Annotated in this window: 19 protein-coding genes and 1 pseudogene; 5 read left to right on the forward strand and 15 right to left on the reverse strand. The window is 61.9% G+C overall.

The annotated features are described in order from the left end of the window. Positions 1-2 precede the first annotated feature (2 nt). Complete coding sequence (locus KB874_RS04130; protein WP_212535253.1) at positions 3-347, reverse strand: hypothetical protein; 345 nt, start codon at positions 345-347, stop codon at positions 3-5. Positions 348-433: 86 nt separating this feature from the next. Then, positions 434-670 carry a hypothetical protein gene (locus tag KB874_RS04135; protein WP_212535254.1) on the reverse strand — a complete coding sequence of 79 codons (237 nt, stop codon included), beginning with the start codon at positions 668-670 and terminating at the stop codon, positions 434-436. A 151-nt stretch (positions 671-821) separates the two neighbouring features. On the opposite strand from KB874_RS04135, the gene KB874_RS04140 reads away from it, so the two are divergent. Then, on the forward strand, positions 822-1,550 hold the full coding sequence (locus KB874_RS04140) for a Crp/Fnr family transcriptional regulator (protein WP_212535330.1): 729 nt from the start codon (positions 822-824) through the stop codon (positions 1,548-1,550). Between the two features lie 23 nt (positions 1,551-1,573). Here the strand turns inward: KB874_RS04140 and KB874_RS04145 are convergent, their stop codons facing one another. The 12 genes from KB874_RS04145 to KB874_RS04200 all read right to left on the reverse strand — a co-directional run bounded on the left by KB874_RS04145 (position 1,574) and on the right by KB874_RS04200 (position 11,174). Beyond that, on the reverse strand, positions 1,574-1,738 hold the full coding sequence (locus KB874_RS04145) for a DUF3309 family protein (RefSeq protein WP_212535255.1): 165 nt from the start codon (positions 1,736-1,738) through the stop codon (positions 1,574-1,576). Positions 1,739-1,816: 78 nt separating this feature from the next. Further along, positions 1,817-1,957: a hypothetical protein gene (locus tag KB874_RS04150; RefSeq protein ID WP_212535256.1), complete on the reverse strand. Its 141-nt coding sequence runs from the start codon at positions 1,955-1,957 to the stop codon at positions 1,817-1,819. Positions 1,958-2,071: 114 nt separating this feature from the next. Beyond that, positions 2,072-2,245, reverse strand: a complete 174-nt coding sequence (locus KB874_RS04155; protein WP_212535257.1) for a CsbD family protein — start codon at positions 2,243-2,245, stop codon at positions 2,072-2,074. A gap of 92 nt (positions 2,246-2,337) precedes the next feature. Further along, positions 2,338-2,973 carry a YiaD family glycine zipper/OmpA-like lipoprotein gene (locus KB874_RS04160; protein WP_212535258.1) on the reverse strand — a complete coding sequence of 212 codons (636 nt, stop codon included), beginning with the start codon at positions 2,971-2,973 and terminating at the stop codon, positions 2,338-2,340. A 375-nt stretch (positions 2,974-3,348) separates the two neighbouring features. Beyond that, positions 3,349-3,546, reverse strand: a complete 198-nt coding sequence (locus KB874_RS04165; RefSeq protein WP_212535259.1) for a hypothetical protein — start codon at positions 3,544-3,546, stop codon at positions 3,349-3,351. 126 nt (positions 3,547-3,672) lie between these two features. Then, positions 3,673-4,689, reverse strand: coding sequence for a carbamate kinase (gene arcC, locus KB874_RS04170; protein WP_212535260.1), 1,017 nt, complete (start codon positions 4,687-4,689; stop codon positions 3,673-3,675). Position 4,690: 1 nt separating this feature from the next. Continuing rightward, positions 4,691-5,692, reverse strand: a complete 1,002-nt coding sequence (gene argF, locus KB874_RS04175; protein WP_212535261.1) for an ornithine carbamoyltransferase — start codon at positions 5,690-5,692, stop codon at positions 4,691-4,693. A gap of 10 nt (positions 5,693-5,702) precedes the next feature. Further along, a complete protein-coding gene (locus tag KB874_RS04180; protein ID WP_212535262.1) occupies positions 5,703-6,923 on the reverse strand; it encodes an arginine deiminase in 1,221 nt (406 codons plus the stop codon). Further along, entirely contained in the window at positions 6,920-8,371 is a 1,452-nt protein-coding gene (locus KB874_RS04185; protein ID WP_212535263.1) for a YfcC family protein, read from the reverse strand. The genes KB874_RS04180 and KB874_RS04185 overlap by 4 nt, the downstream gene beginning before the upstream one ends. A gap of 276 nt (positions 8,372-8,647) precedes the next feature. Beyond that, entirely contained in the window at positions 8,648-10,069 is a 1,422-nt protein-coding gene (locus tag KB874_RS04190) for a mechanosensitive ion channel family protein (protein WP_212535264.1), read from the reverse strand. A 263-nt stretch (positions 10,070-10,332) separates the two neighbouring features. Next, positions 10,333-10,695, reverse strand: a complete 363-nt coding sequence (locus KB874_RS04195; RefSeq protein WP_212535265.1) for a hypothetical protein — start codon at positions 10,693-10,695, stop codon at positions 10,333-10,335. Positions 10,696-10,757: 62 nt separating this feature from the next. Further along, entirely contained in the window at positions 10,758-11,174 is a 417-nt protein-coding gene (locus KB874_RS04200) for a hypothetical protein (RefSeq protein ID WP_212535266.1), read from the reverse strand. Positions 11,175-11,525: 351 nt separating this feature from the next. On the opposite strand from KB874_RS04200, the gene KB874_RS04205 reads away from it, so the two are divergent. The 4 genes and pseudogenes from KB874_RS04205 to KB874_RS22795 form a co-directional block, all read left to right on the forward strand. Beyond that, complete coding sequence (locus tag KB874_RS04205; RefSeq protein ID WP_212535267.1) at positions 11,526-11,945, forward strand: cupin domain-containing protein; 420 nt, start codon at positions 11,526-11,528, stop codon at positions 11,943-11,945. Between the two features lie 91 nt (positions 11,946-12,036). Continuing rightward, the gene (locus KB874_RS04210; protein ID WP_212535268.1) at positions 12,037-12,348 is read left to right on the forward strand and encodes a DUF883 family protein; all 312 of its coding nucleotides are present in this window, start codon (positions 12,037-12,039) and stop codon (positions 12,346-12,348) included. Positions 12,349-12,395: 47 nt separating this feature from the next. Next, the gene (locus tag KB874_RS04215; RefSeq protein ID WP_249200222.1) at positions 12,396-12,737 is read left to right on the forward strand and encodes a phage holin family protein; all 342 of its coding nucleotides are present in this window, start codon (positions 12,396-12,398) and stop codon (positions 12,735-12,737) included. A gap of 140 nt (positions 12,738-12,877) precedes the next feature. Beyond that, positions 12,878-13,173, forward strand: a pseudogene (locus KB874_RS22795) (IS6 family transposase); the annotation flags it as partial. A gap of 139 nt (positions 13,174-13,312) precedes the next feature. On the opposite strand, the gene KB874_RS04220 reads toward KB874_RS22795, so the two are convergent. Beyond that, positions 13,313-15,184, reverse strand: coding sequence for a sensor domain-containing protein (locus KB874_RS04220; RefSeq protein WP_212535270.1), 1,872 nt, complete (start codon positions 15,182-15,184; stop codon positions 13,313-13,315). Positions 15,185-15,346 lie beyond the last annotated feature (162 nt).

Below are 15,346 nucleotides of genomic sequence, written 5' to 3' on the forward strand. Positions count from 1 at the left end.
ACCTACGTCTTGCGGCCTGACGGTTTCCTGGCAGGCTTGGTCATGCCTTTTGGCTCAGGCCCGCCCCAGCGAGGGATGGTCAGCTTGTTGTCGGGCCGACGCCCGGGAAGCCGCCTGTCGCCCGCCGTGTCCGATGCATCCTGTCCCAGGCCCAAACCTGTACCGGCATGGGTTTCGCCAGAAGACCCGCCCAGATCAAAGCCCGGACGGTCGATCTTTGCGCCGCTGTCGTCAAACGCGCGTGGTTCTTCCAGTGCGGGCTTTTCGGGCCTCTGCTTGCTGGCGACGCCCCTTGGTCCTGGCGATGTCGGTGGATGAGAAGAAACTGATTTTTCGTTATGTTTCATGATTTTCTCATTTCATCACAAGTGGGTTGTGCTGTTTGATCCGCCGGCGCACTACAATGGTCCGATCCAGGAGAGACCGCGCGAAGTCACGCCCGGCGGACAGAGTTGCCTCCGGCGATGATCCGCCGGATCAGTGCCCCCGCAGCCCTGTGCCTTTCGATCTCGGCCTCGGATCCGACCGCATTCTCATGCGTGGCCGCGGCATCCATGAGAACGCCCATGATTTCCTTTTCGGGCAAGATCCCGGCGTCGTTCAGGGCGAGAAGCAGGGCTTCGCAGATCGAGAGGGCTGCCATGCCTGTAAACGTACGATCGTCCGTCATTGGGTCCTGACCTTTCCGGCATGTGTGACGCCGGGATGCGCCCGGGGCTTGGTGACAGATTGGCAAGGAACCTGCTACGGTGCGCTGATCGACATCAGTCGTCGTTGCGTTTTCCTTGGGTAGAACTGCGGCACGCGCCGGAGGTCGAAGCATTATAGACACCACTCCCCTCGTCAAAAAGCTCGGCGCATTCGTCGCCCTGTCGGATGCCGAGCTTTCCGTGCTTGCAACGTTGCTCAAGCGTCGGCGCAGCTTCGTGGCCGGGCGGGATCTGGTCCATCAGGGGCAATCGGACCAGGCCGCCTATATCCTCGCCTCTGGCTGGGCCTGTTCCTACAAGTTGCTGGAGGATGGGCAGAGGCAGATCGTGGATTTCCAGATCCCCGGCGATTTCCTCGGGCTGCGCAGCGTCCTGCTGCACGTGTCGGACCACAGCATCGAGCCGGTGACCGACATCGAGGTCACGGAAATCCACGTGGCCGACCTTCTGGAGGCGTTTGCGCACACACCCCGACTGGCGACCGCGGTTCTGTGGGCCGCGTCCCGTGACGAGGCGATGGTGGTAGAGCATCTGGTGGATGTGGGGCGTCGGAATGCCGCCGAGCGCATGGCGCATTTCCTGCTGGAACTGGCCGCCCGGCTGTTCCTGATCGGACAGGGTGACAGGACGGGCTTTGCCTGTCCGCTCACGCAATATCACCTGGCCGACGCGCTGGGGCTGAGCGCGGTCCATGTCAACCGCGTGCTGCGGCAGTTGCGCGAAGAGGGCATGGTCACGTTTCGCGACGGGCTCGTCACCTTCGACGACTATGCCCGATTGGCGGAATTCGCCCAGTTCGATCCGTCCTACATGGATCAGGCGAACCCGCTGCTTCGTTGACGTTTCGGGTCTGGCGTCTGCGGTCAGATGCGGCCAAGCAGCATCAGGATGACCACGATGATCAGAACCGTGCCCAGCACGCCGACGCCGGCGTGACCGAAGCCGTAGCCATAGCCTCCGATGCGTCCGCTGAACCCTCCCAGAAGGAAGACGATCAGGACAATGACGAGGATCGTGCCGAGTGACATGGTGATTTCTCCTTCGTTCGGGTGCCGTCTGTCGCGACGACGGCCCGGATTGCAGACTTCCGGCGGGGGCCGCCGGTTTCAATTGCCCTCGATGGTCACGCCACGCTCGTCGATCTGGATTTCGACGCCGCTCTGGCGTTCCTGGTAGTAGAGATAGCCTGCGCCGATCGCGCAGATGGCGAGCACTCCGACCAGGATGAGCAGCACGTTCCGGCTCATTCCCGTGCTCCTTGCGGGCTTGCCGGACGCGCCCACATGCTCCGGCGGCGGACTGATTGTCCCGCCGCCGGGGCATGCGCTCCCGAAGGCAGGCGCGCGCACGGTGCGGGGGGTCTAGGCATCACGGATCGTGTCCTTGATGCTGCCGACCGCGTTCTGCACCTTGCCCTCGACCTTGTCGGCCTGACCCTCCGCTTCGAGCTTGGCGTCGCCGATCGCCTGGCCCACCGCAACCTTGACCTTGCCCTTGACCACCTTGGCGGAGCCGATCACACGATCCTTGTCCATTCCATATTCCTTTCCCAGGATAAGTGGCCACCAAAGCCATGGTGACCTTGAAACAATCTGCAGGGTTTTCCGTGCCTGCGCATTGACGCACGTTAGCGCGTCGGAGTGATCACGATTTCGACCCGACGGTTCTGCGCCCTTCCGGCAGCCGTGGCGTTCGAGGCAATCGGCTCGTTGTAGCCGCGACCGGTATAGGTGATCCGCGACGAAGATACGCCGTCCCTGACCAGGATGCGCGCAACGGCCAGAGCGCGGTCCTGGCTCAGCTGTTGATTGAAGGCAGCAGTTCCGACGGTGTCGGTATGACCCACGACACGGACCGTCGTGTTCGGATGCGCGTTCAGTGAACGCGCAACTTCGCGCAGGGCAGGCAGGAAACTGGAAGCGACGGTGGCGGATCCTGTCGGGAAGGTCACGCCTTCGGGCAGGATGACACGCAGCTGGTCACCGGTATTGGTGATGACCGCGCCGCTGCCCGCCAGCTGCTGGTTCAACTCGCGTTCCTGTCGGGCCATGTCGGCCCCGATGGCGCCGCCCACCGCGGCCCCGATGGCGCCGCCGATGATCGTGGAGCGCCTGTCATCCCCGATGGCGTTGCCGATGGCCGCCCCTGTCACGCCTCCGATGATTGCGCCCGTTGCCGGCTGGTTCGCCGTGCCATCGTTGTAGGTGCAGCCGGCCAGGGCGATGGCGCTTGCCGTAGCGAGAATTCCAGTGACTTTGAACATGGTTTTTGTCCTTTTGGAGTGCAGCCTTTCCCGAGTTGGCCTTTGGCCATTTCAATACGGGAGGCGATGGAGTCCTTTCTCGCCTGCCGGCCCGAAAACCGCACTAACACCGGTCAGTCTTTGAGAAAGAATACTCTTGCATCGATAAAGCAATTCCAGGGGAACGGTGGTAGATAGCCAACTTCTGAAGATCCTGGATATACGGAAAGACTGTGCAAAAAATACGATGGGCGGCGCGGCGAAATGGCCGGCCACCCAGGGAATGCAATTTACTCGTCTTCACGAAATGGTTGCGAAGGGTTGATCCGGAATTCCTGGATTGACTTCCCGCGCCAGCCTGCCCGGAATGAATGTCCGGGCAGACGATTCATCACGTCATGCGAGAGCGTGGGTCGCGGCGTCCAGTTCCTTGTTCGCGGCGGTGTCGTCTTTGGCCGTATGGGCCTTCTGGGCCGCCTGATAGTGCTTCAGCGCAGCCTCCTTCTTCGGGCCGGAGGGCGCCTTGTCCCATGCAGCTTTCACGGATTGCATCTTGTCGGCGACGTTGGTCGGTTTGTTGGTTTCGGGTGTCATTGGATTGTCCTTTCATGGACGGTCCAGAAACGAGAAACACGCGGGACAGCAGAATAAGGGACAGGCTGCCCCACGTGTCTCAGGCTCACTCGGACTGGTACATGTCCACCGAGATCCGGCGGACATTCAAACTATGGCACCACCATCATCGAGCCACACTGATACAGATTGGTCCGCGCCGGTTAATCCGGATGTCTTTCGCCCCGAAAGCTTGTGCCGGCGGGTTTTCGCCTTGCCCGGAATCACCCGTGTGCCCGCCCGTCCCTCAAGGATCGCGCGGGCGTCACTCAATTGGCCGATGCCGGCAAGCGTGCCGCCTGCGCTGACGAACGCAATCGCAGCACTGACCTTTGGCCCCATCGACCCCGGTGCAAGGTCGAGGTCTTCCAGCGCCTCGGGCGTGGAATCGCCGATCGCGGTCTGATCCTTTGTGCCGAAGTGACGGAAGACCGCCGGCACGTCGGTCAGCAGCAGAAGCGCGTCGGCCTCGACGCCCAGGGCCAGCAGGGCCGCCGTCCGATCCTTGTCGATCACCGCTTCCACGCCGGTCATCCGTCCATCCGCGGTCCGCATGACGGGGATGCCACCGCCCCCGGCGCAGATCACGGTGTGCCCGGCGCCCAGAAGGACCTTGATGGCATCCAGCCCCACGATCCTGAGCGGCAGCGGGGAGGGAACCACGCGCCGACGACCACCGGATGCCTCGGTCACCATGGTCCAGCCATGGTCGCGCGCCGCCCGCTCGGCCTCCTGGGCCGTGTAGACCGGCCCGATCGGCTTGCTCGGATTTCCGAAGGCGGGGTCCTTCGGATCCACCTCCACCCGGCTGAGCAGGGTGGCGCATCTGGATCCCTCCGGCAGGGCGTTCATCAGCTCCTGCTCGATCAGGTAGCCGATCATGCCTTCTGTCTCGGCGCCCAGCACATCCAGCGGCCAGGGCGTGGCGGGATCGTAGGCAGCCCCTTGCAGCGCCAGCAGGCCGACCTGCGGCCCGTTGCCATGCGCCACGACGATCTGGTGGTCGCGGGCCAAGTCAGCCAGCGCGGTCGCAGCGATCCGCACATTCGCGGCTTGGGCGTCTGCCGTCATCGGCTCGCCTCGCTGCAGAAGTGCGTTGCCGCCAAGGGCTACCACCACGCGCACCTCAGGCCCCCATCGTGGCGACCAGAACGGCCTTGATTGTGTGCATCCGGTTTTCCGCCTGGTCGAAGACGACCGAGGCGGGAGACTCGAATACCGCTTCGGTCACCTCCATGCAGTCGATCCCGAATTTCCGGAAGGTTTCTTCGCCGACCTGCGTGTCGCGGTTGTGGAAGGCGGGCAAGCAATGAAGGAACTTGGCATGTGCGTTGCCTGTCATCTCCATGACCTTCGCGTTGACCTGATAGGGTGACAGGAGGGCGATCCGCTCTTCCCAGACCGCGTCGGGTTCGCCCATGGAAACCCAGACGTCGGTATAGACGAAGTCCGCCCCTTCCAACCCTTCGGCGTGCTTCTCGGTCAAGGTGATCCGGGCGCCCGTCGCTTCGGCGATCTTGCGGCACCGCGTGACGAGGGCGTCGTCGGGCCAGCACATGGTCGGGCCGCACATGCGGATATCCATCCCGATCAGGGCTGCGCCCACCAGCAGCGAGGCGGCGGTGTTGTTTCCCACGTCGCCCATGAAACAGATGGCGATGTCCGACAGGTGCTTATGCGTGAATTCGCGCATGGTCATCAGGTCGGCGAGAATCTGCGTGGGGTGGAAATCGTCGGTCAGACCGTTGAACACCGGCACGCCCGAGAACTCGGCCAGGACCTCGGCATCCTTCTGACCAAAGCCGCGATACTCGATCCCGTCATAGAACCGGCCGAGCACGCGGGCCGTGTCCTTGATGGATTCCTTGTGACCGATATGGCTGCCCGACGGACCGAGATAGGTCACATGCGCGCCCTGATCGTGGGCCGCGACCTCGAACCCGCTGCGGGTGCGGGTGCTGTCCTTCTCGAAGATCAGGGCAATGTTCTTGCCTTCCAGTCGGGGCTGCTCGTAGCCGCCGTTCTTTGCCATCTTCAGGCTGACTGCCAGTTGCAGCAGGTGTCGGATCTCGTCCGGGGAAAAGTCGAACAGCGTCAGGAAAGAGCGGCCGGACAGGTTCTGTGGCATGGGGATGTCCTCAAATGGGATCGCGGATCAGGGGGCAGGTCATGCAGTGCGATCCACCGCGCCCGCGCCCGAGTTCGGATCCGGGGATGGTGATGACCTCGACACCCGCCTTGCGCAGAAGGGTGTTGGAGTAGGTGTTGCGCTCGTATCCGACGACGACGCCCGGCTCGAGGCAGACCACATTGTTGGCGTCGTCCCATTGCTCGCGCGCGGACTCGTAGGCGTCGCCGCCGGTCGGCACGGTTCTGAGCGCCTTGAGGCCGAGGGCGCCAGCCACGACCTTCAGAAACGGCTTCGTCTCGGCCTCGACGACGACGTCCTCGCCATCTCCGGGCCGCAGGCTGTAGCAGCGGATGGCATCCGTGACCTCGGCAAAGATGGTCACTAGGTCGCGGTCGCAGAAGGTAAAGACGGTATCGAGGTGCATGGAGCTGCGCGCGCGGGGAAACTGGCAGGCGATGACACGCGTGGCGCCGCCCCCGGCGAAAAGCCCCCGGGCGATCTGGCCGACGGCCTGCGGTGTCGTGCGTTCACCCATGCCGATCAGAACGATGCCGCCGCCGATGGGCATGACATCACCGCCCTCGACCGTCGCCGGGCCATGATCCCGTTTTGGGTCGCCCCACCAGACGGGAAAGCCCGCATCCTTGAAGTCGGGATGGAAGCGATAGATCGCGGCGAGGTTGAGCGTTTCCAGCCGCCGCGCGGGCCAGTGCATCGGGTTCAGCGTGACGCCGCCATAGATCCATGCCGTCGTGTCGCGGGTGAAGATGTGGTTGGGCAGCGGCGGCAGGATGAAATCGGCGGGCTCCAGCATGGGCGCCAGCACACCCTCGACCGGGATCGGCAGTTCGGCCCGGCTCATGCCGCCGATCAGGATGGTGGACAGAAAGTCGGCGTCGACCTCCATCAGGTGCGCCATGAGATCATCGGCGAGGCCGACACCGACAGTGTCGTCGCTGATCCGCACCTCGAGCAGCCATCGGCGCGCGTCCATGTCCTTCAGTGTTTCCATCAGCAACTGCCGCAGGAACACGACCTCGACCCCGCGATTGCGCATCGCATCGACGAAGGTCATGTGCTCGATCCGCGCCTGCTTGACCCAGATGACGTCATCGAACAGCAGTTCGGCGCAATTGGAGGGCGTCAGCCGCGCCATGGCGGCACCGGGCTTGTGAACGAGAACGCGGCGCAGCTTGCCCGCCTCGGAATGGACGCCGTAGGTGATCATGTCGGTGTTCCTTGCAGAAGGACGCCAAGGCTGAGGGCGGCCATGACGATGATCGTGAGGACAAGCAGCACCGGCCAGACGAAGCGCAACCAGCGCTCATAGGGCACCCGCCCGATGGCGAGGCCGCCCATGACCACCGCAGAGGTGGGGGTGACCAGATTGACCACGCCTTCCGCCGACTGGAACGCGGTCACGACGAGGCTGCGCGATACCCCGGCGAAATCGCCGACAGGGGCGAGGATCGGCATGGACAGGACGGCAAGGCCCGAGGTCGATGGCACGAAGAACGACAGGACGACCTGGATCCAGTACATCACGTTGATGAAGACGACCTCGTTCAGGCCCGCGACGGTGCCTTCGGCCCAGTGCAGGATCGTGTCAGTGATGTGGCCCGCGTCCATCACCACGACGATGCCGCGCGCAAGCCCGATGATCAGCGCCACGCCAAGCAGGTCGCGCGCACCGCCGACGAAAGCGTCGACCACCCCCTTTTCGCCCAGCCGACCCACGATACCGATGCCGATGCCGGCGAACAGGAACAGCCCGCTCATTTCGGCCATCCACCAGCCGCCCAGCGAGACGCCCCAGATCATCACTGCAAAGGTCGCACCGAAGAGAAGCAGGACGATCTTGTGCAAGGTGGTGAACTCGGCGGGTCCGGCCTCGGCCGTACCTCGGAAATGCGCCTCGTTCTCGGCCTTCCTGTCGAAGACCAGCGACCGCGACGGGTCTGCCTTGACCCGTGCGGCGTAGCGCATGACGTAAGTGACGGCCGCGGCGAAAGTGAGCGCAAGCAGGACCAGCCTCAGCGTCAGCCCGTCGGTGAAGGGCACTCCGGCGGCGTCCGACGCGATCACGGTCGAAAAGGCGTTCACGGTCGAGCCGAGCACGCCCACCCCGGCACCCAGCAGGATCACCGCCACGGCGGTCAGCGCGTCATAGCCCGCCGCGATCATCACCGGAGTCAGGATGACGTAGAAGGCCAGCGTCTCCTCGGCCATGCCATAGGTCGTGCCGCCGATCGCGAAGAGCGCCATGAGGATCGGGATCATCCACTTTTCCCGCCCCTCCAGTCGCGCCATCGCGCGCTTGATCCCGGCGTCGATGGCTCCCGTGGCCGTCACCACGCCGATAAACCCGCCGATCATAAGGACGAACAGAGCGACGTCGATGGCATTCGCGCTGTAGCTGCCCGGATCGTAGAACCCGGCGATTGGGGCCAGGATGACGTCGAAAAATCCCTGCGGGTTGGCCGCAGTGGGCGCGTAGGTTCCCGCCACGGGAACGTCCTTGCCCAGCGCCTCGGACGCGACGCGCTCATACTGGCCGGCGGGGATGACCCATGTAAGGCCCGCGATGATCACGATCAGCGCGAAAAGAATGGTATAGGCGGAGGGGAAGCTGAACCGAGAGGTGGTTTCGGGAGCGGGAGGTGTGGGTTTTGCCATGGGATGTCCCTAGCCAGCAGGGCCGCGATATCGGGCGCGGCGGTCTCGAAGAGGGTAGGCGAGAGGGGCAGGCGGCGGACTGACCCAGGTTAGTGGGACCCGCCAGTGCGAAGAATTCGCCAAGCGGGGCAGACCAGACGCTGACTGCAAGCGCAGGACCTGCGAACTGGCCGAAGGGGCACCTGCAAGGGCGGGTCAGCTACGGGCATTGACTGCGGCATGATCGATTTGCCGCTTTGGGGCGCCCACGGCGAGAATTCAGTTCTGTGTTGTCTGCTATCTCTTTTCGGGAGCAAGCAGATTTTCGCCGGTGTCGGACAGGTCTGCGCCTTCGGCCTGACGCTCGAGTTCGTCCCTTTCGGAAAGAAGCTCACCTTCACCGGGTGTGACCATCGCAGCCTCCCCGCTGGACGGAACTGGCCCCTGCGGAACGCTGTCCGCCTCACGGTCTCCAGTCGGCACTTGTCGCACAGGCACTCCGTCCGGGAATATGATTTCGCGCGCCGCATCGGGCATCGAGATACCCGCGTCCTGCAACGCTCGCTTGACCTGCCGCATGAGGGCCGAACGCACCTTGAACACTGAATACGCTCTTCCGTCGAACCAGAATTGTACCCGAATATTGACCGTCGAAGGCCCGAGTTCATCGACCAAAGCGCCCGGTTCAGGGTCGTCGAGGACAGCGGGATGCTTTCGGAGCGTCTGAATGATGACGTCCTGCGCCTTTTGAGCAGAGTCATCGTAGCCGATGCCGACGATGAAATCCGAGCGCCGGTTTGGATTGGTCGAGAAGTTCTCGATCACGCTGCTGTAAACAAGCGCGTTCGGGATCTGTACATGGTTTCCATCCAGCGTAAGCAGGACAGTGGTGCGCATGTTGAGGTTTTGCACAATGCCCTGATGCTGGCCTACCCTTATCCAGTCGCCTGCGCGGAACGGGTTTCGGATGCTGAGAAGAATGCTGGCAAGCGAGTTTGCCGCAATCTCCCTGAACGCGAGACCCAATACGATGCCGACAAGCCCGGTGCCCCCCAAGACGGTAATGGCCAGTCGGGTGAGGCCTGCCACCTGAAGCACTATGTAAAGGCCGATCAGAATCACGGGTATCGACAACGACCGCGCTACAAGTTGGAGCAGCAGCGGCGAGGTAATACGCCGGTGCAGCAACTTGCGCGCCAAGGCCGTTACTCCGCGCGATACGATCCATGCGAACAGAAGGATGACCAGTGAAACGACCGTAAGTGGGGCAAGCCATTGAACGCGGTCGGCAAGTCTCTCGATTTCGCGCCAGGTCGGAGTAAGATCCCAGCTGATTTGCGGTTTCACCTCAATTCGGTTCACGACCGCGACCACACCTTCGGTTCTGAGGGCCAGTTGTCGTGCCCACTCCTTCCGCTCGTCGGATTCTGTTTGACCGTCGAGAAAAACGATGCCTTCACGCACCGAGACGGCCAGAGGCTCGAACCATTGGCTGGCAACCAGAATCCGCGTCAGACGGTCTGCAATCTCGGAGTCACGTACATCCGGTGCGACAGCTATCTCTTTCGGTGGATCGCTTACAGTGGAATCGATTGTGCCAGGGGATGTCTGCGCCTGGACAGGTTGGCTCGCCAGCAGAAGCGCGAGTGCAGACAGGCTTGCGAGGCACCTGCAAACAGCCCGGATGTTCTTCAGAAACAGTCTGGCGCTTGGCGTCATCTACCTGCCTGGCCGTTGAGGGATGGCGGCTACATTTTCCAATGCGGCAGAGTTCTCAGACCAAGCTGATTACCCCCGCGATTTCGATCCTCGCATGGTCCGATCATACCGGCATTGATCCTGATCAGGCCCGGCCCAGCGCGCCCTCCCGATGGAATTGCTAAGTGTCCGCTCATGGCAAAGCAAGGTGCAGCACTTGCTGCATGAGCTTCGAACGTGATTGCGCTGCGACCGCTTTGCGTTCGTAGCTGGCCCTCACGAGGTCACCCTTCCCGCGTATCCCAAACCGGCGTCTGTTGATGCGCAAGGCGCAGCCACTTGCCATCGTCGTTCAGGTAGGTCGAGGTGCAGAATGCTTCATAGATCGGCTCGTCGCTCCGTTCGGCGGAAATGCGATAGGCCAGAACGGCAATGTCGTCCTTGCGTGAGAGGTATTGCTCGCTCATCTCGACCGAACGCCACCGCTGGGCGACGTCTTTTTCTCTCCAGAGCGCATCGCCTTGAAGAATGCCGGCCGGGAGAGGCAACACGAAAACGGCGCCCTTTGCGGTCGCCTGACGCACACTGTCAGCGCCTTGTGTCCAGAAGCGTTCTTCCAGATCCCAGAGGGTGTCATCTGTTGTCATTCCAGGCTCCTTTCAGGATTGACGGTCTTTTTGAGTATGGCTGTTTCGGGCAAGGGCGCCTCTCACTGGCCTTGGGCCAGCAAGGTCACCCAGCCAAGAAACAGGGCCGCTGCGATGATCCAGTAGAAAGCGGCCCCCTGCACCGGGAACACGCGCGCGGCTGACGCGCCGCCGAGCGAGGTTCTTGCCGGTTGCGGCTGTCGGGGCAGGAAGGCGACGAGCCTCGAGACGACCCTGCCGCGATCGGCAACATGGGTTGTCACGTCATGGAACCGGTCCATCAGCGCCTGCAGCCTTTGCCGGGCCGCCCCATCGGGCAACTTTGCAAGGTCCGAGGCCTCACCCCAGGGATCGAGGCCGAGCCGGGCGAGCATGGACAGAACGGTGACGCTGGCGCCACGGCGATCCTCGCCTACGGGCGCGAAGAGAAATCGTTCGTACTTCGGGTCTTGTCCAAGTTGTGTCAGGGCATCTGCCATTGTGGGATCCTTCCTGGCGCCGTCTGCATGGGCCGAATTGGCCGATGTCATGGCGCCGGTCGAACCGAAGCGGGCGGATGCCGCGACTTCGGTTGTGGCCAGAATGACGGAATACGAGCCGCCTTGTGCTGACGCAGATCAATGCGGGCCCATGAGGGCCGGCGCAGACTTGGATTGTGAAGCTTGTCGGTGCCCCTGCGGCCTGGCTGCCGCGAGCGCTCACGGCCACGTGAACCGATCGGCGGTCAGCCCCGAGGGATCGCTGACCCAGATTAGTGCGCCGGGCTTCCGTCTCCGGCAGACAGGGTCCTGTCGCCAGTCCAGACGACGCAACAATTGGAGAGGTGCCACATGATAGGCTATGTCGCCAATATCGAAGACCTGACGGAAAAGAACACCGATTTCAGGCGCGTGCTCTATTCAGGATCGAAGCTGCAGCTGGTCCTGATGTCCATCAAGCCGGGCGAAGAAATCGGCGGCGAGATTCATGCCGATACCGACCAGTTCTTTCGCATCGAGGACGGCAAGGGCATGGTCGTGATCGACGGCGTGACCCACAAGGTCAAGGCCGGCGATGGCGTCGTCGTGCCGGCGGGGGCGCATCACAACGTGATCTGCACAGGGCATGACGTGCTCAAGCTCTACACGATCTACGGACCTCCGCATCACCGCGACAAGCTGGTTCAGAAGACAAAGGCCGAGGCGGATGCCGCAGAAGAAGCTTTCTCGGGCGAGACCAGTGAGCAGGCGCCCGAGGTCGTTCGGGTCTAGGCTAATCCGGCCAGCCACCTTGCGCTCTGCCAGCCCCGCCGCAAGCGCCGTGGATTGGCATCCGAACCACTAGAAACCAACGGAGGACAACATGGGAAACGACAGCAAGACGACCAAGGATGCATCCGCTACCGGTGATTACGAGGCGATCAGCGAGCAACTGGCCGCCCTGCGGGAAGACATGTCGCGGCTGGCAGAGACCGTCAGCGCGATCGCGGAACGTCGCGGCAGAAGCATGGCCGCGGACATCGCGGAAGGCCTTGGCGAAGCAAAGCATTATGCCGAGGCGAGGGGTCGCTCTGCCGAGACGCAGCTGGAGGAGTCCGTTGCGGCACACCCTTTGATGACGATCGGCCTCGCGGCGATGGCGGGGTTTCTGGTGGGCGCCCTGTCGCGACGTTGATGGGTATTCTCGATGACATGGTGCACAGCATTGGCCGAGATGTCCGGATGGACGTTCGGAAACTGCTGTTGCCGGTCCTGCTGGCCCTGGCCGGTGGACTGATCGGCGCCACCGGCGTCGGGTTCCTGACGGCCTGGGCCTATCTCACGCTCGGCCCGGCCATCGGGCATGGATCCGCGGCACTCGTGATTGGCCTCGGATACCTTGTGCTGTCGGCGGGCCTCGTGTTCCTCGCGCACAGGCAGTTGTCGAAACATGACCCGGATGACCCGTCGATGAAGCAACCCGGGGCACAGGGAAAGGAGGCAACCGATGCCGCCTCCGAGATCGCCTTCACCGCAGCGTTCGTCCTGGCCCGATACCTTGGCGCAGGCAAGCGAGACGGATAACGCTCCTGCCGGCACCTGTTCGACGGTGAGGCGTCGGGGGCGGCGCTTTCGCCCGGGCCCGGAAAGGCCAAGCAGATACGAGGATCTTATCAGACAAACCCGGCTTGAGGCTGGATGGGTCGCCGGGTGGCGTCCCGCACATGACCAAACCCAGCCCATTCAAGTGGTTCAAAACGAGTCAAGAAATCATCCGGCGCGCGGTGATGCTGTACGTCAGATGTCTGCTGTCGCTCCGGAATGACAAAGACCGCTGCACGAACGCGGCGTCGACATAAGCCACGAAACCGTCCGGTTCTGGTGGCACAGGTTCGGTCCGATCTTCGCCTCCGAGATCCGAAAAAGTCGGATCGAAGGTATGAAATCCAACCGATGGCGGTGGCACCTCGACGAGGTGTTTGTGAAGATCAACAGCCAACGGCACTATCCATGGCGGGCCGAGCCGCAGCTCTCGCTGAGGGGCGTGGTTTCTGCTCGCAGTAAAGCAGCCCCTTCTGCCAAAGCGGAGACGAATTCGAATTCGTCTGACAGCACAATCACATGTCCTGTTTCGGTCGGGCTGCACCGGAAAACAGAATTTATAGTGCCGTCTTGGCGGAAGCCCCTACCCCAAGATTTTTGTTGATGCACCATAGCTGCCCACCGGTTTTCAGCAAGATTTGATGCAGATCGTATGCGCACATCGGCTTTCCGAAAAAATACCCTTGTAGATACTGGCAACCCAATTCGCGCGCGAGTTGAGCGTGTGCCTCGGTCTCGACGCCCTCGGCAACGATATTCATTCCAAGACTTTTCCCAATACCCATGATCGCAGCGAGCAACTCTTTGGAATCGTCATTGTCCAGAACAGGGCGAATGAAGTCCTTGTCGATTTTCAGAATGGACGGCTTGATCTTCAGCAGCCCCTGCACCGAAGCATGCCCCGTGCCGAAGTCGTCGACCGCGATCGTGACGCCCAGTTCGTTGAGTTCATCAAGAGCCCATCTGACCGTTTCGCTCATGCGTTCAAGATAAACGGATTCGAGGATTTCAATGACGAGCCGCCCGGGGTCGAGTGCAGAGCTCTTGATGTCATGAATGAATGATGGGTCTTCCAGTCGGCCCGCAGAAACATTGATCGAAACACGGGGCAGCATTACGCCGGTTTCGTCGAAATGCTGCATCTCCTCTCTGAGAGCGCTGAAAACGATCCGATCGATCCTGTTCATGATCCCCATGGCCTGTGCGACATGAAGAAAATCACCAGGCAGAAGCAACCCCCGTTTCGGATGTGACCAACGAACAAGAACCTCTGCACCGGCGATGTGACCGCTTTTTGCATCGATTATCGGCTGGAAATAGGGAACGAACTCATTCCTATCACAGGCAACCAGGAGTTCCGTTGCCAATTGTTTGGTGGCTATGGAGTCGCTGTGCATTTCAGCGGTGAAGAAAGACCAACGCCCTCGGCCATGCGCTTTGGCGTGGTAAAGCGCCTCATCGGCATCTGCGACCACTTGCTCGGGGCTTGCCATCTTTGCATCGGCCAGGGCGACGCCCACGCTGGCGCTGCACAGGATCGACTTTCCCTCGAACGTGAAAGGCTTTCGCATTTCGTGCACGATTTCATCTGCAAGCCCGCTGATCTTCAATGCGCTGTCGCCCAAGGGTTTCAGTATGACGAATTCGTCTCCGCCCATGCGCGCGATCAGGTCCTCTTGACCACTGAGCCTGCGCAAGACACCGGCAGCGTGAACCAGCAACCTGTCCCCTGCCCCATGACCCAAGGTGTCGTTCACTGACTTGAAGCGATCGAGGTCGACATAGAGAACAGCAAAGCTCGCCCCCCCTTTGCGAAGGGCAGCGACCCAAGCCTTTAACTGAACCTCGAAATGACGCCGGTTTGACAAGCCGGTCAACGCGTCCTCTGTCGATTCCCGTGCAACGGTTTTTGCGAGGTCAAGCAGGCGTCGATTTTCCTTCTCGAGCCGCACGAGTTCTTCGGAGTACTTGGCAAGGATTTCCTGATCTGCAACGCCATGCGTCGGAGCATACCGGCTCCAGGCCTCCAAAGGCTGGCCCTCCAGTTCGATCAGCGAGCATAGCCACCAGCGGTTGCCGGTGATCGGGTCCGAGAGAGGATTCCATGTCATCTGGACCCTGTACGGTTCGCCGGTCTTCCTGTTGGTGGTCGTCTTGACCGAGAACCGCTCCCAGTTCATCAGCTTGTCGATGATGAGCAGGTGCATGCCCTGCTCCATGTCCTGCCCGATCAGGATCGTCCCGCGCCGCCCGACAACCTCATCGTGCGGGTATCTTGTTATTTCGCTGAAGGCCTTGTTGCACCAGTGAAACACCATCACGGCGCCATCTTCGTCATCCGCCAGAGCAAGACCCAACCCCTCGCTGCATTTCAGTGGCAGCTGTTCCAGTACCTTTGCCGGAATGTTGGACAGGGCGCGCGAGTTCATGCAGCTACTTCACACTGTTTCCGTTGCTCAGGGAAGAACTTGGACCTCAATGGTAAAACTGCGGTGTACGTCCTCAAGCTGAAGCTGCGCGCGTGACCAGACCCGGGAGATGATCGCGGCCTTCTGCCATAGCGGAGACGAGTTCGCCTTCGTCTGCCCGCA

Origin of the sequence: Thetidibacter halocola (assembly GCF_018224955.1) — a bacterium.
GTDB classification, from domain to species: Bacteria; Pseudomonadota; Alphaproteobacteria; order Rhodobacterales; family Rhodobacteraceae; genus Thetidibacter; species Thetidibacter halocola.